Annotated in this window: 25 protein-coding genes, 1 tRNA gene and 1 pseudogene; 16 read left to right on the forward strand and 11 right to left on the reverse strand. The window is 36.1% G+C overall.

Annotation, left to right across the window (positions count from 1 at the left end; all coding sequences use genetic code 11):
* Positions 1-7: 7 nt before the first annotated feature.
* On the forward strand, positions 8-643 hold the full coding sequence (locus AACH28_RS15585) for a conjugal transfer protein TraD (RefSeq protein WP_341830940.1): 636 nt from the start codon (positions 8-10) through the stop codon (positions 641-643).
* Positions 644-656: 13 nt separating this feature from the next.
* Here the strand turns inward: AACH28_RS15585 and AACH28_RS15590 are convergent, their stop codons facing one another.
* The 4 genes and pseudogenes from AACH28_RS15590 to AACH28_RS15605 form a co-directional block, all read right to left on the reverse strand.
* Positions 657-1,310 (reverse strand): DUF5710 domain-containing protein, encoded by a 654-nt coding sequence (locus AACH28_RS15590; RefSeq protein ID WP_074229972.1) that lies wholly within the window; start codon positions 1,308-1,310, stop codon positions 657-659.
* Between the two features lie 22 nt (positions 1,311-1,332).
* On the reverse strand, positions 1,333-3,153 hold the full coding sequence (locus tag AACH28_RS15595) for a UvrD-helicase domain-containing protein (protein WP_074229971.1): 1,821 nt from the start codon (positions 3,151-3,153) through the stop codon (positions 1,333-1,335).
* A 2-nt stretch (positions 3,154-3,155) separates the two neighbouring features.
* On the reverse strand, positions 3,156-4,049 hold the full coding sequence (locus tag AACH28_RS15600) for an ATP-dependent endonuclease (protein WP_341833122.1): 894 nt from the start codon (positions 4,047-4,049) through the stop codon (positions 3,156-3,158).
* A gap of 93 nt (positions 4,050-4,142) precedes the next feature.
* A pseudogene (locus tag AACH28_RS15605) lies at positions 4,143-5,297 on the reverse strand (AAA family ATPase); the annotation flags it as partial.
* A gap of 191 nt (positions 5,298-5,488) precedes the next feature.
* Between AACH28_RS15605 and AACH28_RS15610 the strand changes: the two are divergent.
* The 12 genes from AACH28_RS15610 (at position 5,489) to AACH28_RS15665 (ending at position 14,954) form a co-directional block, all read left to right on the forward strand.
* A complete protein-coding gene (locus AACH28_RS15610; RefSeq protein WP_074229969.1) occupies positions 5,489-5,794 on the forward strand; it encodes a DUF4134 domain-containing protein in 306 nt (101 codons plus the stop codon).
* An 11-nt stretch (positions 5,795-5,805) separates the two neighbouring features.
* A complete protein-coding gene (locus AACH28_RS15615; RefSeq protein WP_160812375.1) occupies positions 5,806-6,135 on the forward strand; it encodes a DUF4133 domain-containing protein in 330 nt (109 codons plus the stop codon).
* The gene (locus AACH28_RS15620) at positions 6,132-8,636 is read left to right on the forward strand and encodes a TraG family conjugative transposon ATPase (RefSeq protein ID WP_078674562.1); all 2,505 of its coding nucleotides are present in this window, start codon (positions 6,132-6,134) and stop codon (positions 8,634-8,636) included. Before AACH28_RS15615 ends, AACH28_RS15620 begins: the two co-directional genes overlap by 4 nt.
* A gap of 27 nt (positions 8,637-8,663) precedes the next feature.
* Positions 8,664-9,296: a DUF4141 domain-containing protein gene (locus AACH28_RS15625; protein WP_074229966.1), complete on the forward strand. Its 633-nt coding sequence runs from the start codon at positions 8,664-8,666 to the stop codon at positions 9,294-9,296.
* A gap of 3 nt (positions 9,297-9,299) precedes the next feature.
* The gene (gene traJ / locus AACH28_RS15630) at positions 9,300-10,292 is read left to right on the forward strand and encodes a conjugative transposon protein TraJ (protein ID WP_074229965.1); all 993 of its coding nucleotides are present in this window, start codon (positions 9,300-9,302) and stop codon (positions 10,290-10,292) included.
* Between the two features lie 23 nt (positions 10,293-10,315).
* Positions 10,316-10,939, forward strand: a complete 624-nt coding sequence (traK, locus tag AACH28_RS15635) for a conjugative transposon protein TraK (protein ID WP_074229964.1) — start codon at positions 10,316-10,318, stop codon at positions 10,937-10,939.
* Between the two features lie 12 nt (positions 10,940-10,951).
* Positions 10,952-11,239, forward strand: coding sequence for a nitrogen regulatory IIA protein (locus AACH28_RS15640; protein WP_074229963.1), 288 nt, complete (start codon positions 10,952-10,954; stop codon positions 11,237-11,239).
* A complete protein-coding gene (gene traM / locus AACH28_RS15645) occupies positions 11,226-12,545 on the forward strand; it encodes a conjugative transposon protein TraM (protein ID WP_074229962.1) in 1,320 nt (439 codons plus the stop codon). Before AACH28_RS15640 ends, traM begins: the two co-directional genes overlap by 14 nt.
* 77 nt (positions 12,546-12,622) lie before the next feature.
* Positions 12,623-13,516 (forward strand): conjugative transposon protein TraN, encoded by an 894-nt coding sequence (traN, locus tag AACH28_RS15650; protein ID WP_074229961.1) that lies wholly within the window; start codon positions 12,623-12,625, stop codon positions 13,514-13,516.
* Between the two features lie 20 nt (positions 13,517-13,536).
* A complete protein-coding gene (locus AACH28_RS15655) occupies positions 13,537-14,097 on the forward strand; it encodes a conjugal transfer protein TraO (RefSeq protein WP_074229960.1) in 561 nt (186 codons plus the stop codon).
* Between the two features lie 10 nt (positions 14,098-14,107).
* Positions 14,108-14,557, forward strand: a complete 450-nt coding sequence (locus AACH28_RS15660; RefSeq protein WP_074229959.1) for a DUF3872 domain-containing protein — start codon at positions 14,108-14,110, stop codon at positions 14,555-14,557.
* Between the two features lie 109 nt (positions 14,558-14,666).
* On the forward strand, positions 14,667-14,954 hold the full coding sequence (locus tag AACH28_RS15665; RefSeq protein ID WP_074229958.1) for a molybdenum ABC transporter permease: 288 nt from the start codon (positions 14,667-14,669) through the stop codon (positions 14,952-14,954).
* Between the two features lie 84 nt (positions 14,955-15,038).
* Here AACH28_RS15665 and AACH28_RS15670 read toward each other — a convergent pair whose 3' ends face one another.
* A complete protein-coding gene (locus AACH28_RS15670) occupies positions 15,039-17,072 on the reverse strand; it encodes an ATP-binding protein (RefSeq protein ID WP_074229957.1) in 2,034 nt (677 codons plus the stop codon).
* A 233-nt stretch (positions 17,073-17,305) separates the two neighbouring features.
* On the opposite strand from AACH28_RS15670, the gene AACH28_RS15675 reads away from it, so the two are divergent.
* From AACH28_RS15675 to AACH28_RS15685, 3 genes are all read left to right on the forward strand, one after another.
* Positions 17,306-17,617, forward strand: coding sequence for a helix-turn-helix domain-containing protein (locus tag AACH28_RS15675; RefSeq protein ID WP_074230272.1), 312 nt, complete (start codon positions 17,306-17,308; stop codon positions 17,615-17,617).
* Positions 17,598-17,897: a helix-turn-helix domain-containing protein gene (locus AACH28_RS15680; RefSeq protein ID WP_074229956.1), complete on the forward strand. Its 300-nt coding sequence runs from the start codon at positions 17,598-17,600 to the stop codon at positions 17,895-17,897. The genes AACH28_RS15675 and AACH28_RS15680 overlap by 20 nt, the downstream gene beginning before the upstream one ends.
* Positions 17,898-18,166: 269 nt before the next feature.
* A complete protein-coding gene (locus AACH28_RS15685) occupies positions 18,167-18,556 on the forward strand; it encodes a response regulator transcription factor (RefSeq protein WP_074229955.1) in 390 nt (129 codons plus the stop codon).
* A gap of 14 nt (positions 18,557-18,570) precedes the next feature.
* Here AACH28_RS15685 and AACH28_RS15690 read toward each other — a convergent pair whose 3' ends face one another.
* From AACH28_RS15690 to AACH28_RS15715, 6 genes are all read right to left on the reverse strand, one after another.
* Positions 18,571-19,563: a hypothetical protein gene (locus tag AACH28_RS15690; RefSeq protein ID WP_074229954.1), complete on the reverse strand. Its 993-nt coding sequence runs from the start codon at positions 19,561-19,563 to the stop codon at positions 18,571-18,573.
* 307 nt (positions 19,564-19,870) lie between these two features.
* Entirely contained in the window at positions 19,871-20,353 is a 483-nt protein-coding gene (locus tag AACH28_RS15695; protein ID WP_074229953.1) for a hypothetical protein, read from the reverse strand.
* A gap of 52 nt (positions 20,354-20,405) precedes the next feature.
* Complete coding sequence (locus AACH28_RS15700) at positions 20,406-21,479, reverse strand: DUF932 domain-containing protein (protein ID WP_341830941.1); 1,074 nt, start codon at positions 21,477-21,479, stop codon at positions 20,406-20,408.
* 42 nt (positions 21,480-21,521) lie between these two features.
* On the reverse strand, positions 21,522-21,887 hold the full coding sequence (locus tag AACH28_RS15705) for a single-stranded DNA-binding protein (RefSeq protein ID WP_074230271.1): 366 nt from the start codon (positions 21,885-21,887) through the stop codon (positions 21,522-21,524).
* Positions 21,888-22,458: 571 nt separating this feature from the next.
* On the reverse strand, positions 22,459-23,709 hold the full coding sequence (locus tag AACH28_RS15710; protein WP_074229951.1) for a site-specific integrase: 1,251 nt from the start codon (positions 23,707-23,709) through the stop codon (positions 22,459-22,461).
* 789 nt (positions 23,710-24,498) lie between these two features.
* A tRNA-Glu gene (locus AACH28_RS15715) sits at positions 24,499-24,570 on the reverse strand.
* Positions 24,571-24,632 lie beyond the last annotated feature (62 nt).

A 24,632-nucleotide genomic window follows, 5' to 3' on the forward strand; every position in this document is an offset into this window, starting at 1 on the left:
TTTAATTATGGAAATAGTAATTGTAATATGCTTGCTGATTGTAATTTTCTTGCTTGTACAAGATAAAATCATCATCAATAAAAAGTCGAAACAAAAACCGACACAAGAAAAAATCAATCCAAATCTTCCTGATATTATGGGTCTGCCTAAGCCAGTAAGAAGCCTTTCGATGCCAAACACTGCCAATGAACGCCAAATTGAGGAAGACGAAATAAATCCTGATAATTTAGACATAGAATACGACGAAAATGAAAACGTAGGTATTCAAATTCCGCAGGAAGAGCTGGACGAAGTTTTCAGAAATATACCTGATTTGGATGAAGAGGAAGAGGAATGGAACAGGTACGGAATATCCGATGGCGATGACGGTTTTGCCCAAGGGGTTACCTTTGAAGAACTAAGCTCCGTGGGGATGTTGCTCCAAAAAGAAGAATTGGAACCAGCCCAAAAGGAAACAGCGGTAGATATAGTTCAAAGATTACAGGGAACCGAATTATTTAGTTTGCTGGAAAGTTCAATAGATGGTGCTTCCAGAAGAATTGCCGAGCTTTTGGACAGTACTCTCACTTCTGAGACGGATGCCCGTTCTTCCACTTTGCGGAAAAGTGATGTGAGTGATTTTGATATTGGGGAATTTGTGTGAGCAAACTCCCTTTTTATTTTTGCTGCTCTAAAAATTCTTCGTAGGATACTGATTTGGCATATTTAGGAATGACATCAGCATTGCTTAACCAAGAATAATCAGCATCTATTTCTACATCAAATTTTGACGGAACAGTAATGAAAGTTAATTGTTCATATTCTTCTATTTCTAAAGGAAAGAAAGCGCCGCCCGGTTCTGAATGTAGAAAAAAATCGCCTTGCAAGGCTCCACAATGTTCACAATGATTAGCCCAATAACTACTTTCCGCTGTTTTAGAATATGCAATTTTATAATTTGGAAATAATCTTTTGATTTTACCTGCAATTTCATTTTCGATGAATACTGGCATACTAAAAAAAGACAATCCATCGGCTCGAAACCATTTTTCATCCTCATTTTCGTCGGTATTCAAATAATAAAAATTATTTGAAGCTAAGGAAATGACAGCAGTTTTGTTTGCACATTTATAGCAATCACTACTATTTAAAGCAATTGATACGGGCGATTTTATAATAACCGATACTTTTGATTTGTCTATCCAGTGCTGGAAATCATTAATATCCTTATGGTCAGGAACAAACCAAGTTTTTTGTTCTACATCCCAAAAAGCGCCTTTTGATTTGGCACTGTCTTTATCGCTGTAGGGTACATTTATTTTTAATGGCATCGTAATTTATTTTTTTAATGGCTCAATCCATCCCTTCAAATTTTTGGAAAGAATAATCATAAGTATATTCAAGCAAATGTGAGGTTGGGGGCTTTCCATCTGGCGCATAAAACTTATGAACATTTCTATATTTTTCAGAAATAAGATGTAAATTTTTTCTTGCTCTCGAAGCTAATACATACAAGAGTTTCTTTGAATTTTCAATACCATTATTATCATTAAAATGAGGAACATAACCGTCCAATAAGCCAAAGCCAATAACTGCATCGTATTCTTCACCTTTAGTTCCGTGTATTGTGGAAACAGTAATTCCATCTCGCTGTCTGAATACTTTTCTGAAATTTTCAATATCCCCAATATATGGATTTCCTTCATCAATCAATCTCTGAATTCTACTTTCAGAACTTGCAAAAAATGAATTGAAATGTTCATCTAACAAGGGAAAATTGGGCAGTACAATTTTTAACTTTTCACAAATCTGATTAAAGAAACTTTTTAAATAAGTTAAACCATCTGTCTCGTTTATCTCAAAAGAATTACAAATTCTTAAAAATTCTTTACTACTTACATTTGAAACATCAACACCTGCACTATCCAGTTCATTTAATATTTCTTTACTCCACCTTAGCCTTCTTACATACATAAAAGGAGATGGTTCCGTCAATGCAACTCTTGAAACCTTGAACCAAAAATTATCAATATCCCGAGAAAAAGGAGCCATTCCTGGTCCGTCAAAACTGAAATCAGGAAGTCTGATGATAAGTTTTCTTGTAATGCTTGCGATATGTACCCATTGTGGAGCAGTGATGCATATTTCGTTTGGGCTAATTCCGGCTGTTTCTACATTGTACAAAATTAACTGAGCTAATTCTTCAATTAAATCATCAACTGAGACAACTGAATTAAATGTAATTATACTTGGATAATCTTTTCCATTACCAAATGCAACAATTGGAGTGTCGAAAGTTTTATAATAATCAAAATAGTTGATAATAGCCGACGATGACCTATAGTTTTTATCTAAGCTTAATGGGGTCAATTCAAATCCTAATAATTTTTCTAATTCATCTTTAGGCATTGGGTAACCTCCCAGCGAGTCGTAAATAGATTGGTTTGGGTCGCCAACAATAAGTGTTTTTGAATTGCCTTTGTTAACGCTTAATATTTTGGATATGATGTGATACTGTATTTCCTTAGTATCCTGATACTCATCAATTAAAATAAAAGGGAATAATTTGGATAGAATATTTGCTACAACTGGTTTTGATTTGAGTATTTCATAAGCGTAAAACAAAATTTGTTCAAAATCAATCTGTCGGTTTTTTTCAAGGATTGCAAAATATTCCCCAAGAATTTTTTGTAACGAATTATGTTTTTTTGTGTCTAAACAGGTCAAATAGAAATTATCAGTTTTGGCAAGGATGCCACAATCATAATAGGTTATTTTTTCTTCTTTATAGGGTTTGCATAATTCGGTCAATATCTTTTCGCTGTCAAAAGAATTGATAACCTTAAAGCCGTTCTTCAATCGTTCAGAATACAAATGATATGGCTTTAAAATCCATTCCATACAAAAAGAATGGATAGTGCCAATCCATAATTGTGACGTATCGACACCTAATAACTCAACCCGCTCCTTTATCTCATCGGAAGCTCTATTAGTGTAGGTTATGGCTATAACGAATTCCTTGTCTGATTTCAACCTGCTTAACTCATAAGCAATTTTGAATGTAAGGGTTCTCGTTTTACCGCTTCCGGGACAAGCAATAAGAAGTACGCTATTATCTTCAAGAATTGCATCTTCCTGTTCTTTATTGATACTGTCTTTTTCCCAAATAAACATAACTACTTCAGTTTATCTATTAGTATTAAAATTTGGTCGTCTGGCAGTACAAGGTCAAAGTCAAAAGCTAAGTCTTCCAATTTATTTGTTCCATTTCTATATTTCAAAAGTTCCGCTTTACAACTTGTAAAATCGAGGGCATTATCAGCTTCAAAATGTTTATTCATTCTATATTGGATAATGTCTGCAACTATGTTTGAAGAATAGGTTTCTTTTGCAAAAAGGATAGCATCAAGAATGTAAGCTGGGATTTCAGTTTTATAAGAAATATGTTTGCCTAGCATAATTGCAAACCAACCTTTTCCTTCCTGTTTTGCCATTGTAAGCACCCGCTTACCATAAATAGCCACATCGGCACTTTCGATATCCGTTTTTGCTTGCGTACGTGTTGCTGGGTCAATATAGACTTTTTTAATAATCCTCTCCACTTCCCAAGCGTTTCCTTCTGAAATAAAATCTACTTCAAAAGTGTGCTTCGCATAAAATGCTTTGACCCACGTATTACCTGCTTCAAATGCATCTAATTTTGTTTTTCTTTCCAGCCCTTTTTGCTTAGAACCGGCTACTTTTTTCTTATACTTTTTCAAAGCATCACTGTCGCCAGCATTTTCAGTAGTATCGCAGATAGCATCATCTAAATCTGTGAGGATAGCACATTTACGTTGTATCCTGTCATTATGGAAAAGTTGCGCAACATTTTCAAACCCAGTGCTTCTAATGTTTATCAAACTTATTCCCAACTCGTCCAAGCTTATCCCCAAAACTTTCTTTACTATAATTGGGATTAGAATTTCTTCGGCATCGCCTTCTACCAAAATCACACCTTTAGCAAAGAGCAAGTTGGTTCTTACCGCATCCAAGTAACGTTGTACCTGATTGATGTTTTCTGCCCCCAAGTCTGTAGAAGGCTGATAAACCTCTGCATAATTTAGTTTTTTAGCTAAGATGTTTATGTTTTCTACATTACTGACTTCAGATATTTGCGTAGAATGGGTTGAATATATGATTTGAGTATCACCATAATCTAATTTGTCGAATAATGTTTTTTGAATGTGATTATGAATATGAGCCTCTGGCTCCTCTATAATTAAGAAATTTGCGAATGTATCTTTTGATTTTCGATATTTAAATTCCAAAAGTTTTAAGGTCAGGAAAATAAGATTAGCACCTCCCAAGCTTAACTCGTGGATACCGCCTTCATATTCTTCTCCTGGTTCTCCAATAAATAATTTCAAGGATTGGAGCAGTTATTCCGCTTCATCAGGAACACTAGATTTTATAGATAATGATGAGGGAGAATAGGTAAGCCCAACAGCATCTTGAATTGTTGTTTTAATATCATCACGGATAGTCTGTACATCTGGAAGTGCTTCAATGCTTTCATTCAATTCTTTTACTAAATCGCTGATAGGCTGGTAATCAGCATCTTTTATTTCGCCACTTTTATTTTTTAAAAGGGTGAGTAACGGATTGGTTCTGTTATTATGGAAATCACTTACAACATCTCTTAGTGCCTGTATAAAAGTAAATGAAACTTCTTTTGCAACAGATAGCTGATGAGGAATTTTGGAACCAAATTTTGACGCATCAATAGCAGAAGGAAAAATGACATTTTCAAAATCACCTACAAGTTCTTTATACACATCAGGGTCGTTAAAATCCGCTGTACTTTTCCCTGTAAAAAACGTTTCATAGTTATCTAAAATGTTAATATCATCAAGGATAGCTTGTAATCCTGCTTTGTCGCCTTCCGCTAACTCAGAAAGTTTTTGTCTGATGTCTGCTTTTGGGCGAAAAAAAAGATTGTAAGTAGCTTTTTCTACATAGTCCGCTTCGGCAATACCGGTTCCGTGTATGAATAATGATTGAATGGCTTCTTCATCATTCAGTTCATCAAATTCTATGCTGATTATAATCCAATGACCTTTCCATCTTCCTTTGTCTAAAGTTCTATTAAAATCACCCTCAGTTAGTTTATAGGCAAACTGAAGAGAAGCATCTTCCAAAAGCAATCTGATTGCTTTAAAAACGTTGGTTTTTCCTGAACCATTTTCACCTATAACGGTGTTTATTCCTTTATTGAAATTGAAATATGCATTAACAAAATTTCTATAATTGACAAGGCTGACTTTAGATATGTACATTTAAAATTTGCGTTTTTAAATTAAGATTTTCAAAACAACTAATATAATACTTTTCTACGTTTTGGATGCCACCCACCGCCAAACAATTCCTCTCATTGCCACTTTCTTACAACGCTTTAATTTCTGAAACACCTTTGTCCCGAAAGTCCGCAAGGTGCGGGAAAACAGTAACAAATTAATGTGTTTCAATTATGGAAAAACAAAGAAAAAAAGTTTTGCTGGCAGCCGTGGCTATGCTGTCAGGAATTGGTGCGTTCGCACAGGGAAACGGTGTGGGCGGCATCAACGAGGCTACGCAAATGGTAACTTCTTATTTCGACCCCGCAACTCAATTGATTTACGCTATCGGTGCAGTCGTAGGGTTAATAGGCGGCGTTAAAGTGTACAACAAGTTTAGTTCGGGCGACCCCGACACAAGCAAAACGGCAGCTTCGTGGTTTGGTGCGTGTATCTTCTTGATTGTGGCGGCTACTATCCTGCGTTCATTCTTCCTATAATCCCAAGCCTTATGAATTACAATATCAACAAAGGCATCGGAAGAACGGTGGAATTTAAAGGGCTGAAAGCACAGTATCTGTTCATTTTCGCAGGCGGATTACTGGGTACGCTTATTCTCGTAATGATACTGTATATGGCAGGTGTAAACACTTACTTCTGTCTGTTTCTTGGTGCGGGCGGTTCTTCGCTGATAGTGTGGCAAACCTTTTCGCTCAACAGAAAATACGGCGAACACGGATTAATGAAAATCGGGGCAAAAAAAAGACATCCCAAATACATCATCTGCCGCAAGCTCGTGCACCGCTATCTGAAATTCAATCCTAAACAAAATATCGTATGAGAAATGTAGCAAAAACAACCACATTGGAAAACAAATTTCCTTTGTTAGCAGTAGAAAACAACTGCATCCTTTCAAAAGATGCAGACATTACTGCCTGTTTTGAAGTGCGATTGCCGGAACTCTTCACGGTAGCAGCGGCAGAATACGAAGCCATTCATTCCGCTTGGCACAAGGCGATTAAAACCTTACCAGATTTCACGGTGGTTCACAAACAGGATTGGTATATCAAGGAAAATTATGCGCCAGATTTGACAGAAGAAAACCAAAGTTTTTTGGCAAAATCCTATCAACGGCATTTCAACGAAAGACCTTTTTTAAATCACTATTGCTATTTGTTCCTTACCAAAACGAGCAAGGAAAGAATGCGTATGCAAAGCAACTTCAGCTCGCTTTGCAAAGGTTCTCTTATCCCGAAAGAAATTAGGGATAAAGAAGCGATACACCGATTTATGGAAGCAGTTTCACAGTTTGAGAGGATTGTAAACGATAGCGGATTTGTAAGCCTGCAACGCCTAACTGAAGATGACATCATCGGAACAGATGAAAAGCAAGGCTTGTTAGAACAGTATCTAACACTTTCAAGAGAAGTAGGTACGCCAATGCAGGACATCGCTCTCGGTTCCGAAGAGGTTCGTATCGGTAATAAAAGATTAAGCCTTCATACTTTGTCGGACACCGATGATTTGCCAGGAGCAGTTTCAACTGATACCCGTTACGAAAAATTATCTACCGACCGAAGTGATTGCCGACTGTCTTTTGCTGCCCCAGTAGGTTTGATGCTCAGCTGCAATCATATCTACAACCAATATTTGTTTTTGGATAACAGTGAAGACAACCTGCAAAAGTTTGAGAAATCTGCAAGGAATATGCACTCTTTGGCAAGGTACAGCCGTGCCAATCAAATTAACAAAGAATGGATAGAAAAATATCTGAACGAGGCTCACAGTTTCGGGCTGGCTTCTATTCGTGCGCATTTCAATATTATGGCGTGGTCAGATGACCCAGCTGAACTAAAGCAGTTGAAAAATGATTGCGGAAGTGCCTTGGCATTGATGGAATGTAAACCACGCCATAACACTACTGATGTAGCTACTTTGTATTGGGCAGGAATGCCGGGCAACGCTGCCGATTTTCCGAGTGAGGAAAGTTTTTACACCTTCATTGAACCAGCATTGTGCTTTTTTACGGAAGAAACCAATTACCACAATTCGCCTTCGCCATTCGGGATAAAAATGGCTGACCGATTGACCGGCAAACCTATTCATTTGGATATTTCGGATTTACCTATGAAACGTGGAATTATTACCAACCGTAACAAGTTTATCCTCGGTCCTTCGGGAAGCGGAAAATCCTTCTTTACAAACCATATGGTACGGCAGTATTACGAGCAAGGCGCTCACGTTTTGCTGGTGGATACGGGTAATTCTTATCAAGGTTTATGCGAACTTATCAAAGGTAAAACCAAAGGCGAAGACGGCGTTTATTTCACTTATACCGAAGATAATCCGATTGCATTTAATCCTTTCTACACAGATGATGGCGTTTTTGACATTGAGAAGCGTGAAAGTATCAAGACTTTGATACTGACCCTTTGGAAACGTGATGATGAACCACCAACTCGTTCGGAAGAAGTTGCCCTTTCTAATGCCGTAAGCGGATATATCGAACGGATAAAAACCACTGATGATTTCCCGTCTTTCAACGGTTTTTACGAATATGTAAAAGGCGATTACCGCAAGGTATTAGAAAGAAAAGAAGTCAGGGAAAAAGACTTTGATATTGCCAATTTTCTCAACGTGTTGGAACCTTATTACAAAGGTGGCGAATATGATTATTTGCTCAATTCTGACAAACAGTTAGACCTTCTTACAAAACGTTTTATCGTGTTTGAAATTGATGCGATTAAAGACCATAAAATCCTCTTTCCCGTGGTAACCATCATTATTATGGAAGTTTTCATTAATAAAATGAGAAGACTTAAAGGTATTCGAAAACTCATACTGATTGAAGAAGCGTGGAAAGCGATTGCCAAAGAAGGAATGGCAGAATACATCAAGTATTTGTTTAAAACCGTCCGTAAATTCTTCGGAGAAGCCATCGTCGTTACGCAGGAAGTTGATGACATCATTCAATCGCCTATCGTGAAAGAAAGTATCATCAATAATTCAGACTGTAAAATCCTTTTAGACCAACGCAAGTATATGAACAAGTTCGATGATATACAGGCAATGTTGGGACTGACGGATAAAGAGAAAGGGCAAGTACTTTCTATCAATATGAACAATGACATCAGCCGTCTGTACAAAGAGGTTTGGATAGGATTAGGTGGTACGCACTCGGCAGTTTATGCCACCGAAGTTAGCCTAGAGGAGTATCTCGCTTACACCACCGAAGAAACCGAAAAATTAGAAGTGATGCAACTCGCTTCTGAATTGGATGACAATGTAGAACTCGCCATCAAGCACATCGCAATGCAGCGACGTGATAAAGTAAATCAATAATCTATAACATTTTAAAAATTTAAAAAAATGAAAAAATTAATGTATTTGGTGTGTACGGCACTAATGTTAGCCGTAGCACCGTCAGCAAAAGCACAATTTGTAGTAACAGACCCTGCAAATCTGGCTTCAGGAATTCTTAACAGTGCGAATGAAATCGTGCAGACTTCTTCCACGGTAAGCAACGTGATTAAAAACTTCAATGAAGTAAAGAAAGTGTATGAGCAGGGTAAGGAATATTACGATAAGCTAAAGGCAGTAAACAATTTGGTTAAAGATGCTCGTAAAGTTCAGCAGACGGTTCTTTTAGTGGGCGATGTTTCGGAAATGTATGTTCAGAATTTCGGCAAAATGATGAACGACCCGAATTTCACACCACAAGAATTGGTAGCCATTGGCAATGGATATTCCGCACTTTTGAATGAAAGTACTGAACTTTTGAAAGAACTAAAACAGATTGTATCTGCATCCAGTCTATCCCTGAATGACAAGGAACGTATGGAAGTAATAGACCGTGTGTACAAAGAAGTAAAAGACTATCACAGCTTGGTTCGCTACTACACCAACAAAAACATATCTGTAAGCTATCTCAGAGCAAAGAAGAAAAACGATGCCAAAAGAGTGCTTGACCTTTATGGAACTCCCAACCAAAAATACTGGTAAGCTATGGAATGGAATAATCTTCACGAAGTTCTTCGTTCGCTATACGATGATATGATGCCGCTTGCGGCAGATATGGCAGCAGTAGCAAAAGGTCTCGCAGGATTGGGTGCTTTGTTTTATGTAGCACTAAAAGTTTGGCAGGCATTGAGCCGTGCCGAACCCATAGATGTGTTTCCATTGTTGCGACCGTTCGCTTTGGGACTTTGCATTATGTTTTTCCCAACTATCGTGTTGGGAACCATCAATGCGGTTTTAAGTCCTGTTGTTACAGGAACGCACTCAATTCTTGAAAACCAAGTGCTTGACCTCAACAAACTGCAACAGCAAAAAGACCAATTGGAATATGAAGCGATGGTCAGAAATCCTGAAACCGCTTTTATGGTATCGGATGAAGAGTTTGACAAAAAGCTGGACGAATTGGGATGGTCGCCATCCGACATTGGAACAATGGCGGGAATGTATATGGACAGGCAGGCATATCAGATAGAAAAAGCTATCAAAGACTGGTTCCGCAATTTGTTGGAAGTCCTTTTTCAGGCAGCCGCATTGGTTATAGATACCATAAGGACATTTTTCCTGATTGTGCTATCAATACTCGGACCCATCGCTTTTGCGATTTCTGTCTGGGATGGTTTTCAATCCACACTTACGCAATGGATTACAAGATACGTTAGTGTTTATCTATGGTTACCAGTTTCAGATTTATTCAGTTCTATGCTGGCAAGAATACAATCGTTGATTTTGGAACGGGATATAGAAATGTTGTCCGACCCAACTTTCATTCCTGATACTTCCAATACTGTTTACATCATTTTTATGATTATCGGTATTGTGGGATATTTTACTATTCCAACAGTTACAGGATGGATTATCCAAGCCGGTGGGGCAGGAAACTTTACACGAAATGTAAACCAAACGGCAATGAAAGCTGGAAATCTCGCAGGAGCAGGAGCCGGTTCTACCGTAGGAAACATTAGCGGTCAATTACTCAAATAATTTAACCCATAATCAATAAAAAAATGGAATTTAAAACGCTAAGAAATATAGAAAACAGCTTTCGGCAGATACGATTGTATGCCATTATGTTTGCCGTTCTCTGCATTGGCGTGGTAGGATTTGCCGTATGGCAGTCCTATCGCTTTGCAGAAGAGCAACGCCAGAAAATATATGTATTGGATAAGGGTAAATCTTTGATGCTTGCCTTATCGCAAGACGCAAGTATCAATCGCCCTGTGGAAGCAAGAGAACACGTCAGGCGTTTTCACGAATTGTTTTTCACGTTGGCTCCCGATAAAAATGCAATCGAAAGCAATATGAAAAGGGCATTCAACCTTGCCGATAAAAGTGCCTTTGATTATTACAATGACCTATCGGAAAAAGGCTACTACAACCGTATCATTTCGGGAAATGTGCAACAGCGCATAGAAGTAGACAGCGTGGTGTGCAACTTCGACAGACATCCTTATGCGGTTCAAACGTATGCCAAGCAATTCATCATCCGTTCCAGCAATGTAACCAGACGTAATCTGATAACTTCCTGCTTCCTTGTAAACTCGGTTCGCTCGGATAATAATCCGCAAGGCTTCAATATCGAAAAGTTTGCAGTCATCGAAAATAAAGATGTAGAAGTCATCGAAAAATAAAAACCAAAGGTTATGAAAAAAATAAGAGCAAATCTGGACAGATACTTTGACAAGGTCGATGAACGCTGGCAGAAATTACCAATGCGAAAACAACATCAATATACCCTTTATTTTTTTATAGGCTATCTGGTGTTAACAGCATTTGTGATTGGCAAAGTTTGGTACGACACTTCAAAGTCCGAAAACGGTATGGTCATCGAGCATATCGAAAATCCTGTCCTCAAAAAAGATGAAAGTCCTGCAAAATTGCGGGACACAGTATCAACAATTCTAAAAAATCAGTTTTATGAAAGAAAATGATAACAAAAAGTCTGTGGTTCGGGTAACAGAAGGAAACCCGAAAGACAACGCTGATTTGCTTCACGAAGGCAATCAGAATAAAATGGATAAACTCAAAAAGCCGCTCATATTTGTTTTAATGGGTATTGTTTTTATCGGCTGTATGTATTTGATATTTAAACCGTCTTCGGATAAGGATGAAATCGAAAATCTCGGTTTGAATGATGCCGTTCCGCAAGCAACTGATGCCGGAATGCAATCTGACAAACAAAAAGCGTATGAACAGGAAATGCTGGAAAAGCAAGAGCAGGCAAAAAGAAATGCCCTTACTACGCTTGCCGATTATTGGAATACAGACAGCACGCAAAGTAGTGAAGAAAGCTTATCTCAAGAAGAGGAAAGTAATGTTTTGGGTAAAGATAAATCTGCTAATCCTGCACTCAATAGTTACCAAAATGCGCAAAATACATTGGGTTCATTTTATCAAAATGATAATTCAGAAACGATGCAACTTCGCAGGCAGGTAGACGAATTGAGAGACAGGCTCGCGGAAAGAGATGTTCCTCGTGCTACCACAGTTGATGACCAATTGGCGTTGATGGAAAAATCCTATCAAATGGCAGCAAAATATCTTCCTCAAAATACAAATACGGGAAATGCTGCTCCTGACAATGCATCAAACCAAACAACATCCGCATCAGAAAAAGAGCATTTTGTAGCATTTGCACCGGCAAGAAAAAATACCGTTTCTGCTTTGTATCGAGAACCATCAGACAGTGCCTTTTCCGCAGACTGGAGCGAAATTAAAAACCGTGGATTTTTTACCGCAGGGTCTAAAGAACAAGTAGTTCAACCGAAAAATAGTATCAAAGCCTGTGTACACGATGCACAGACGGTAACAGGCGAAACTGGCGTACGTTTACGATTGTTGGAAACGGCACAAACACCACAAAGAACTATTCCGAAAGGAACTATTGTAACGGCAAATGCTAAATTTCAGAATGGCAGATTACAGCTAAAAGTAACTTCCATAGAATTAGAAGGTAACATTATTCCTGTTGAGATAACCATTTATGATTTGGATGGACAACAAGGATTGAACGTACCCAATTCTCCCGAACGAAGTGCCATTACAGATATTGTTGCCAATATGGGCAACGCTACCGGTTCAAGCTTTAGTATGAATTCTTCAACGGGACAACAAATTGCTTCCGACCTCAGCAAAAGCGCAGTTCAGGGTATTTCGGGTTATTTCGCTAAAAAAGTGAGAGCACCAAAAGTTACTTTAAAAGCTGGACATCAAGTCTTTTTGGTATCTAAAAAATAATGTTCAATTAAAATTTATAAAAAATGAAACCTGTCCTAGACAAGCTTCATCACAATTAAAAATAAATATTAAATAAGATGAAAAAATACATAAAAACCTTTTGGGCTATTGCCCTGATATTGGGCTTGGCCGTGCATTCTTATGCGCAAGACAGCATCAGAACACCGCTTGAACTCGGCAAGATAGAACCTTACAAAATGGAAGTTACTTACGATAAAACTTCGCATCTGATTTTCCCAAGCGCTATTCGTTATGTGGATTTGGGTAGCGAATACTTAATCGCAGGAAAAGCAGAAGATGCAGAAAACGTACTGCGTGTAAAAGCATCGGTAAGAGCTTTCGAGCCTGAAACCAATTTTTCCGTAATCACAAATGATGGTCGTTTTTACAGTTTCAATGTGTATTACAGTTCTTATCCCGAAGTATTAAGCTATGACCTTTTAACAATGCAAAAAGCAGTGGATAAAGCGAATGGAAACGATGTACTTTTTGAAGAATTGGGTAATAATTCTCCGTCATTGGCAGGTTTGCTTTTGGAAACCATTTACAATATGGACAAACGCATTGTAAAACATATTGGTGCTAAAAGTTTCGGCATCCAGTTTATTTTGAAAGGAATTTACATTCACAACGGCAAATATTATTTCCATACAGAATTGAGAAACCGTACCAATGTTCCTTTCCAGATAGATTTTGTGAATTTCAAAGTCGTAGATAAAAAAATAGCAAAGCGTACCGTAGTGCAGGAAAGACCAATGATACCGCTTAGAACCTACAAACCTTTGGATGAAATTGGCGGGAAGGCAATCGAGCAAAACGTGTTTTTGCTAGACCAGTTTACCATTGATGATGACAAAATTTTACTGATTGAAATTTTCGAGAAAAACGGTGGCAGACATCAAACGCTTCAGATAGAAAATTCGGATTTGATAAAAGCCCGATTGATAAATGATATGCACCTGAAATTTTAATAACCTTTTAAAACAATGATATGAAAAAATATATCTACACCGTAATGCTCGTTTTAGTAGGCATCACGGTTGCACAAGCGCAAAGAATGCTCCCGAAGCAAAAAGGAATTGAACTGAATGCAGGTATTTTGTCCAAAGATAAAATAGGCAATGATTATTACCTCAACATCGGAATGACCGTGAACGGTAAAAACGGTAATTACCAGCTTTGGGCTTTGGAATATACACACCAATACCACGACTACAAAAATGTTCGCATACCGCAGGAAACGTTTACTGCAGAAGGTGGTTACAGCTTATTTTTATTAGGCGATGCCCGAAAAAATATCACGATTAATTTAGGAATAACAGGCGTGGTCGGTTACGAAAGCATCAACCGTGGCGAAGCGATATTGTATGACGGTGCAAAAATTTTGAGCGAAGACAATTTCATCTACGGAGCTGGCGGAAGAATAACTTTTGAAACGTATTTGTCAGACCGGTTTGTATTAGTGTTGCAAGGACGTACAAAAGTCTTTTGGGGCACAGACTTAGAGCAGTTCCGTCCGTCTGCTGGTGTGGGATTAAGGTTTAACTTTTAAAAACAGAAAAATGATAACAATATTCAATAAATTCAGAATAGGATTATTGCCGGTATATCTAATGCTGGCAATCCTTACAGCTTCGGTTTCTTTGGTATCTTGCAGGAAAGATGACGACCTCGAAATACAGAACAATTTTCCTTTTGAGGTAAAAGTAATGCCGGTTCCGAAAGATGTTGCCAATGGACAAACGGTGGAAATACGTGTTACCATACAACGAACAGGAAATTACAGCAACACGCAATACTATCTCCGCTATTTTCAATTTGATGGGCAAGGTTCGCTACGTTATTATGATGAAACGCCATACTTGCCGAACGATTTGTATCTGTTACCAACAGAGCAATTCAGGTTGTATTACACATCTGCCTCTGCCGTTTCGCAATCTTTTGATGTGTGGATTTCGGATAGTTTTGGGAATGAAAAGCAACTGACTTTTCAGTTTAATAGCAGTGATTAACAGCATAGTAATTGAATGTAAAAACCGACTTTAAAGGTCGGTTTTTTGCTTTTTTACTTTTCGTAAATTATTTTTTTTCTTAAATTTAGATAACCTAATTTGAATTTTTATGGATGCGGTTACGGCTCAGTTAGTACTTGGTATTATTCCGCTTGTTATCGGAATAGGGCTTGTTTATTGGATAAGTCGCAGAAAATTTTACAGGCGTAATGCTGTTGGAGCCGAAGGGTTTTCCAGCTTTGAGGCATCAGTATTTACACGTTTTATAGAGCGTATTGGCAAATGGCTTGCCTATGCTTTGATTATTATCGGCATACTTTCTATTTGGTCGCATTGGCAAATGAAGAAAGAGAAAAAACAAACTGAGGTTAAAACGGAACAGCCTGTAGAGCGTTGATAATTATTCTCACTATAATTCTTTTAAAATCGGATAACGAAACGGTTACCCGATTTTTTTAATATAATTGTATTCGTTTCCATTTTACATCGCAACTCTTTTTAAAGAGGAACTCACTTTATTAAACTCAATATCTGCGAAGTCTTTCTCTGCCTTTTCTTGAACATCGATATCTTTAGTATTTAAAATTGCTGACATATACTTTAGCTTCCTTTTTACATTTTCTAACAAATCAGACCATTTCATAATCCATATTTCAATATTTTTATTTTCATTTCTGAAGTAGAAATAGGGGTTGTCTTCATTTCTTTGATTACCTTTTATTTGGAATTCAGCATCGGAATTTATTTTTGAGCTAATCAACAAAATTTTATAATGAATATTGGAGCTTGAGGCGTCAAGTTTTTCAATTTCTCTGGCATACTTCATTACTTGTTCTATTTCTTTAGGGCTTATTTTTACTTTGGGTGCTTTTAGTTCAACAACTAAAACTTCTCTTCTTTTAGCATCTAAAACTCTTTCATTATACATAAAAAGGTCAGTAATTGATTTTACTGGTTTTTCATCAATAACATTAATATTATCTCCATCTTTTGAGGGCTTAAACATTAAACAGTCTTGTCTTAATTGAGTTAAATTTTTTTCTAAATTCTTATCAGACAAAAGTTTAGTGCTTTCTGAATATTCTTCTCCAAAAACCCATAACATTTTTTCTAAAAATTTATGTAATTCTTTTCGCTCTTTTACATTTTTTGATATTTCGCTATATACCAATTTTTCGAGGAATTCAATATCTTCAATCTTTGAAGCAACTTTATCTGAAAACTCAACAATATTATCTAAATCGGTTTTTTCCAATAAATCGGAAAATTTAGATATCATTTTGTTATTTAATTTTAGAACACTTCGTAAAATGTTATTTAATTCTCCATTTGATATTGTTCTATCAATAAGGGGATAAATAATTTCTCTTAACTGATTATTGTCTTTTAAGATATGGTATTTATCTTCTACTAAATAGGCTAATTTATCAAACAGGATAACTTTTGATTTAGAGCTTGCCCTCTCTTTGTATGGATAAAAATCATCATTTTTAAGATTGTCGGAAAAATTGTCAAATTCAAAATTTCTGTCTTTAAAAAATGTGTTCAGTTTATCTTTAATAAATTCTCTTACTTTTCTCCAATCAGGGTCTAAGTCATCTAAATCTATATTTCTGTAAATGTCAGATGATAATGTAGAGGAAGACACATAAATAAACCATCCTCCAATTTTTGGGCTCAACCAACTTGCATCATATTCTAAACTTCCCGCTATAGTATTCAGACCCGCATTTTGCGCTGTTAAAAAGACTTTGATTTTATCCATTTTCTTAATTTGCATAAAGTCAAAAAGAACTTTATGTTCTTTACCTTTTGTGTCTGTATAAGTTTTAGCTATTTTAATCGGATTATCTATTACAAAATCAGTAGGATTTAAAGCTTTACCGTTTATGTGAAATGTAACTTCTTTATTAAAAATCTTTAAGGGGTATCTCTCAAAAATTGCATCTGAAAGATTGTCTTTAAGAAATTTGTCAATAATTTTCTTTTTTGGTTCATTTTCTGTGGTTGAATGTGGGTACAAACTGGAAATTGTTACCTTGTAAAAAGTATTATGATTATTTCCTTCTAAGATATTTTCTTTTGTAGCTAATTCAATTTCAGAAACATTGATGTTTTTCCCAAAACTATTGAATGATAACGGGATATATGTTTCAGTAAATGTCTTATCTTCTTGTGAATATCCAATAGTTTCAATTTCAATTTCTTGACCGATTTGAAAACTTGCAAATCTTCCAATTCCTTTACCACCATCTTTATTTGCCGTTCCAATGTCCAATAGTTTCCTTTCAATGTCAGACATATGAACTCCATTACCGTCATCTTTTACAGAGATTTTTTTGATTAAAAGAGGATGTATTTCAGTTTCTAAAGTATAGTCAATTTCAATCCAAATATTTTTACTCTTGGCTTGAATAGAGTTATTTAATAATTCGCAGAATGCAGCAAACGTACTGATATAATTAGCAAATAATTCATTGACTAATCTTGAATTTGTCGTAAGTTTTCTATTCATAGTTTCTTATTACGTATTGTTTTGTTACACTTGCAATTAATACCAACATATAAACAATGCCTATTTTGCATAATAATCAATAGGATTTATTTTCTCCAAATCTACAAAATTAATTCCTATCAAATTGCTGTTTCAAAGCCAAATACAGCCTTTCAAAGCCAACCAATACAATCTTTCCTAATCCCATAATAAGCCTCTATAAATTCGACTTCCAAAGAAAAATGAAGCAAGCTATGGAAGTTATCGCAATACAAAAATCTGCATTAGATAGAATAAACAATGAGTTAAAATCACTTTTGGAACTGACAGAAAATGCTACCACAAAATACATTCAGATTTTCAAAGCAGAAAAATGGCTCGATAACCAGGAAGTATGTCTGATGATGAACATTACCAAACGAACTTTACAGACTTATAAGGACAAAGGGCTATTGCCATATTCCAAATTAAACCGCAAAAACTATTACAAACTCTCGGATGTGCAGGCTTTGCTTGAAGCTCGACAATCTTACAATACCAACGAAAATGGATTTACTAACGAATGAAACCGAAGAAATAATTGCCCATCAGCAAATGATAATGCAGTTGAGAAGCTATATCGAAGTCATACTAAAAAATTATCGTCCTGTAATGAATGGCGAAATTTATCTCTCAGGCGATGATTTGTGCAGAATACTTCACATCAGCAAAAGAACCTTACAACAATATCGCGATGATAATATTTTACCATTTATACAAATTGGTGGCAAGATTATTTACAAGGAAAGTGATATTCTAACTGTCTTGGAACAGAACTATATAGCCAAAGGCAAACATTGTTTATAATAAATTTTCTTCTAGCTATGCTTCTATCAGAACGACTTTAGTATCTTTGCTATCTAAAACATAGAAATACTTAAAGTGTTTTTGCTTTAAGTCCCACATTGAAAACTGGTAATTTTTAAGACAACGGGACAAATAAGTAGGAACGCTCACGTGATAGGCGTGGGCGCTCGCTTATTCGTTGTCGGGTATACCAGTGCCTCAATGTCGGTAAGTGTAGTTGCCTGCGCTTTATTTTTTTGCAGGGCTACATCAACCTAAAAAGGTATGATATGAAAACTGGTACTGCACAACAAAAAACTTCCCTTGCCTTTATCAATGATAAAAGCCCGATTTTAGATTTGATTTGCAACGAACTTCTTTCTTCAGGAATAGAAATTCTGTTTCGGTCTGAAACTTTTCCAAATGCTTTAAATGAATTATCGGCATTAAAAAAACTTCCGCAAGTTTGCATTGTTGACCTCAATTTTTACGACAAAAATGTACTGGAGCAACTACAATATTTAACTTCACTTCATCCCACAATAAAACTGATTGCCCATAGCGATATTGATGCTGAAAAAGTAGCGAAAAGTCTTTTGGGTATTGGTTTTGTAAGCTATTTATTAATTGGCAGTGATGCAGATATTTTTAAAAAAGCTATTAAAAACGCCACCGAATGATGATTTTAAACAAATTAAATTTCATAGATAATACTGGTAATTTTATTATTTTCTAATACAAAATTCATCTGTTCAAATTTTTGAAAAGGTTGTTTTTCTAGTTCTGTAGAAGCAGGAAAATATTTCACGCCAATCATTACATAAGGCAATTTAAAACTCCACAATGACCTGATTTTAAAATCCTTACCGCTTAATTCTTGTTCGGAGGAACTAAGGTATTCTTTGAATTTTGGAATTCCTCTGGTTTCAAAAATAGTTTTCCAATGCTTGCGTACCTCGAAAATTATATCTTCATCAAGTTGCTTTACGATATTATCTTCATCAGAATTATTACACGCCTTTATAAATTCCCTGATAATTTTGCGGGGCAACTTTTGTATTTCTCTAATTTCTTTCTTTTTGTTTTCAAGGTAAAGAGTAAAATCATTTTCCACAACATCGGATATTTTATCAAATCCCCACTGGAAAGCTTCTTGGCGAGATTTATAAAGTCTATCTGGCAAAATTTCTGCGCTTTTACTTTCATTGTTCGTTTTAAAATCATCTAACAACAAGAAACCTTTTTCATCGGTAGCTGTATTGATGCCATCTACAATATTGATATGGTAAAATTGCTCTTGGTCTTCAAACAAAACTTTAATTTTAGGATTGAAATCTTCCGCTTTGTTTATAGATGTTTTTATAAGATATTTCGTTTCGTTCAAAGGGTTTTCAATCCGTCTTCCCCAACCGTCAGTAGACAATTCAGACTGGTAACGGCTTATTTGAATTCTGATTTCCTTTCGTCCTCTTTCCAAATCTGTAGTAAATTCATAGCCCGGAAAACTACTGAGAATTGCTGTATCCAATTCCCATTCTTCATAATCGCTCGTAAAATTTATTTGATAGCTAAATTCATATTCCCGAATGTAAACAGGAAATTGAAACTGGTTTTCGATAATTTTCTGCTCCAATAAAGCAATATCGGATTTTCGGTTAACGGTTATTGAAATTTGAGTTTCTATCATTCTTTGAATTTGCGATTTTAATTATTTTGACAGATTTCAAATTTAATCAAATAGAAATATAGACAAAGCTTAATTGGCGATGTTCTTTTGCTTCTTTTCTTTGGTCGCTATGTGAAAAGAAAAGAAGTCAATCCAAAATTAAAGAATGGGATAACGAATATCCCACGCAAAAAACTCGCAACTGGTTTGATAAAATGGCGGAGCAAACATTTTCATCAAACGGGTTGCATCTTTATTGAATGCAAAAAGACATTTCCGACCAAAGGAAGGAAGTGTCTTTTTTGCTGAACCGATTTAATCGTAAATTTTAAATATTGCTCTTGGAAATTTTTCGGTCTAAAAGAGTTTCCAAAATTTCATAATCACTCTCATAAATTTCGCCTTCAAAATGATAATTGTCGGTTTCTTCGTCATAATGATAATTGGCAAAATCTTCATCTTCCAAATAAATATCTGTGACAATCCCGTCAGAAAATGTTGCCCTGCCATAGACCATATTGCCCAGTTCTTCATAATCCTGTATGAAATTTACTTTGTACTGTTTTGCTATCTTTTGAATAATTTCAAGATTAGGCGACCATTTTGTTTCATATTGAAAAACGCCTTCATCGCTTTCATTCCAATAAATATTGAAGAAATAACCGCCGTTTGTGTCGGGAACAAAATCGGGCAATTGCCCTTGTTTTTCTTTTTCTTCTTTGCTTTTCATCATTTGGAAAAGCTGCTGTATCTGTTCGATTGCTTCAGGTTTTCCCTCAAAAACAACCGTATTATTGCACCAATTTGCCATAACTTTTATTTTTAGTAGGCTACCACCGATTAAAGCGGTAGCCTGTTATTAATTAATTAAGATTTAAAATTTCCGAACCGTCTAAAGCAAATGCAGTACACAATTCAAATGCTTTCTGCGATTTTAGTTGGGCAGTTCCGCCCAATACAATACTCTGCAATTTGGCTTCATCGTTTTTGTAATTTCTTACATTCTGATAGTAGCCTGTAACAGCGTTGTACGCTCCGAACAATGTGCCTTTGGTTGTTTCCATTTGCTGTGTGTCGCTTATCATTGCATAGGCAAAAGCATCATCAACCGTATTTTTAAAGAGGGTTGAAATTTCATCTTCTGCACCTTTTTTAAGCAAATCAAAAGTTTCCTTGTTCGGACAAAGTGCCAATTGAATTAGCTTTTTTACTTCTTGGTCTGTTACCTTTACTTTTGCCCAATCGTTGAAAATGCGCTCTAATTGATTGCTTAATGTGTTTGCCAATCCCATAATCTTGTGGGCATTCTCGATACGCTGTTTTGCTCCCGATGTGTGTTTGATGCGGACTACATTGGTCATATTTCGCAATGAAGCATTTAAGGTATTTTGACAAACAATACGGATAGGTGTAAATGCGGCTGTAATGCTTCCGCTACCATCGTGCGAAGTGGTTAGAAAAATATACTTTTCCGTAACATCATCGCCATTGCCAACACGAATATAATCGGGTAATTTAGCTGTAATAAAAATACGTTCTCCGTTGCCCAATGCGCCTGCGGTTTCGTACAGAATACCTTCGCCACCGCCTACAATAGCATCAAAGAAATTAAAAGCTTCACGGTTTTGTACAATGTGATAATCTTTACCAACTACACCCAAAACGGCATTGTTATCGGTTCGTATGTTGGCAAAATAATTAGGTACTTCCAATTCGCTACTGCCTATTTCGATACCGCTTGCAGTTTCGATAATGCCCGAATTTTTAGTGAAAATTGGGGATTTTACGACTTCATAGTCTAATCCAGCGTATTTAATCGCTTCTTCACTGGTTGGGAATTGCTCCACGATTTGCCCTAAACCGTGCCACGCTTTTTGCTGAACGCTAAAAAATGAATAACGTCCTGTTCTCTCGTTGAAATTAATGTTGTGTGCCATTTTGATAAAATTTTGATGTTAAAAAATGATTTGTATACTTGATTAAAATGGAAGGTCATCCGTTTTTCCTTCTCCAGTAACTTGCACGGTTTCGGTTTTCCTGCCACCTCCGTGCAGTTTGATTTGCGAGGTATGAAAGTTTAACCCAGAATGCGCTTCTCCGTCTTTTCCTATCCACGCTCTTGTGCTTACTCTGCCTGTGAGTTCAACCAATTTACCCTTGGTGAGTAGTGTGGCTACCTTTGCAGAAATCCAATAAGCGCAATCGAAATAGGTTGTTTGTTCTATGCGGTCGCCTTGCTTGTTTTTGTAGCTTTCGTTGGTTGCTACAGAAAAATTCACTACCTGTTTTTCATTTGACAATGTGCGTACTTCCGCATCTTTTGTCAGTCTTCCAATGATGTTCATAACCATAATTTTTAAAAAGTTGTACATTTTTGTTAGGTTCACTTTTCTCGTTTCCTGCAATCGTAGTGGTTTGTTTCGCTTCGCTTCTCAAATAATTTTTCCAAAAGAAAAACCGGAAAAAAGAAAGCAGATAATCTTAGCGGGCTAAGCGAAAAACCAAAAGGAAACGGAATAAGTCCCGAAGGGTGGCAAGGCAACACACTACCACTCGGCGAAGCCATCATTTTGCCTTGCCATTATGCCGTAGTCTTTTGGTTGGACAGGGGCGGTGGCAGCCCGCTATACCTTAGCTGCCTTTTTACCGGTTGCTTATGGAAAATCATTTTCTAATAATTTTTTTTTGGAACTAAATACAGGCTAAGAAAGCCTGCGACAGGGAATTGAAAAATGAAATCGACGAGGGGATGAGAAAGGGAATTGCATTTTTCAATTTTCTGTTTCAAAAGAAGCAGAAAGCTCTTTTACAGCGTTGGGATATGCAGAGGAGAGTAAATGTGCTTTTGCTTTTAAAATTAAAGCCCAAAAAAAAGCAGAACCGTTAAGTTCTGCCTAATGATAAAATAAAAATGGTTTAAATAGTTGTTGAAAAAGCTTCTTCCATAGCAAGAAATTTAGGCGCAACCAAATCCATATCCTTGCTAATTTTTTGGCTTGTGATTTTGGCATAAATCTGTGTAGTAGCAATATTTTTATGCCCCATCATTTTACTAAGACTTTCCAAAGGCACACCTTCGGTCAAAAACATTGTTCCAAATGTATGTCTCGCAGTATGAAAGGTAACTTTCTGTTCAGTAATAATCTCGGCATCTTCCATTAATATTTTAATGTGATTATTGCAAGTTGTATTGCCAGGAACCGGAAAAATAAATTCATTGCGTGAGGTGCCTTGGTATTTTTCAATTATTCGTTTTGGAATATCCATTAAGCGAACATTGGATGCAACATCAGACTTCTTTCTTCTGCTGATAATCCATTGATGACCATCAAAAAAAGATTGGATATTTCTAACGGTCAGTTTTTTAATATCTACATACGATAACCCTGTAAAACAACTGAAAATAAACAAATCTTTTACCAGCTCATATCGAGGATGCGATGGTTTGCACTTCATTAATTTTTCAACATTCTCTTTCAGAAGATAACCTCTATCGGTTTCTTCCATACTGATTTCGTAATCCTCAAAAGGACTGTTACGTATCAAACCTTTTTTCATCGCCAGTTCAATTAAGCTTAAAACTGGCATCGTGTAAACCCAAACCGTGTTGTGGCTACATTGTTTATCATATCGAAGATAAAAATCAAATTCTCTGATAAAGTCGCCAGTTAACTCACGGAAAGCCATATCGTCTCTATGAAATCGTTGGCTTATGAAATCTGAAAGGTGAGTATAAACAATATTGTATTTGTAGTAGGTGCTTTCTGCACGTTCTCCCTTATCGACTAAATTTTTAAATTCTGAATTCTGTTCGTTAAAAACTTTTAAAATGGCATCATTCATTACGCCGACACCTAAAAATGACAGTTTCACTTTTTGTGATGTAGCAAAACCTTCGTGTTTCAGCATATCTTCATAAATCTTGTCGATGCGCCCACGAATGTTATCCAACTTTTGATTGATGTTTAAAGCAACTGAACTTTTTCCCTCAACTCTCCCAAATTTCAAATTCCAATTATTTGGATTGATTTCTAGCTTTGTTCCCAAAGTTTTAGCTGTTCCGTCAATGGTAATACGTGCCATAATGGGGGCATTTCCATTCTTTTTCAGTTCATTCTTTTTCAAATAGAAAAGTAGTTTGAACGTTGACTTTTTTGTCTGTTCCATAACTCAAATGTTTAATGATTAAAATTAAATTACATTGAGTTACAAGGGATTATGAAAACAAATGCAAAACACTGAATTATAATCAGTTACCACAAAATTACAAGCTATCAACAAGTAACGAATTAGTAACCAAACCTTGTCATTTCAAGTCCAAAACCGGTAAGACAGAGCATTCCATTCTTAGACTATAATTTTACAAATCACTGTATAGCAACGGTCTTAATCGTTTTTCTTACTTTTGCTTATTATTAATCTTTTTAAAATAAAAAAAGACTTTATGACAGTTTCTTCAAAGTCTTCCGGTTTTTAAAATTACTTTTCTACTAATTTTCTATTTTATACACACAATAGATTATTGACCTTATCCGTTCACATTCCGACGTTCTACATTATTTTTCTTCATGAAGAAAATGGACGAATGATTTCTGATTTGACTTTCTAAATGCTTCTCTAAGGTTTTCTTTCTATAATTGATTACTCAAATTTAGGGATTGTAAAGATGCTGATACTATAGAATTATCTCAATAAACTGCTTATTTGTATCACACAAAATAAAGAGGATACGCATATTTTTGCATACACCTTTCTATGTTTATTATTTCGAAAAAAGCATTGTTAAGTGAAAAACACTTCTCTTTGGCTAATTTTGGAATTATCTGGTCTTCAAGAATTGTCGATTGTGAGGTGAAATATCCGATTAGGTATCATATATTGTTCTCTCGAATACAAACAAAAAAGCCTGCAAATGTTTAATTTGCAGGCTTTTGTACGTTTTGACTTTTAGATCTGTAGCCCGTAGGGGAATCGAACCCCTGTTTCAAGAATGAAAATCTTGCGTCCTAACCCCTAGACGAACGGGCCTTTTTATGCAACTCCAATAACATTGTTGTTTTTGGAGTTGCAAATATAGATCTTAAAATCAG

The sequence above is a fragment of the Sphingobacterium thalpophilum genome (assembly GCF_038396785.1).
Lineage (GTDB): Bacteria > Bacteroidota > Bacteroidia > Sphingobacteriales > Sphingobacteriaceae > Sphingobacterium > Sphingobacterium thalpophilum_A.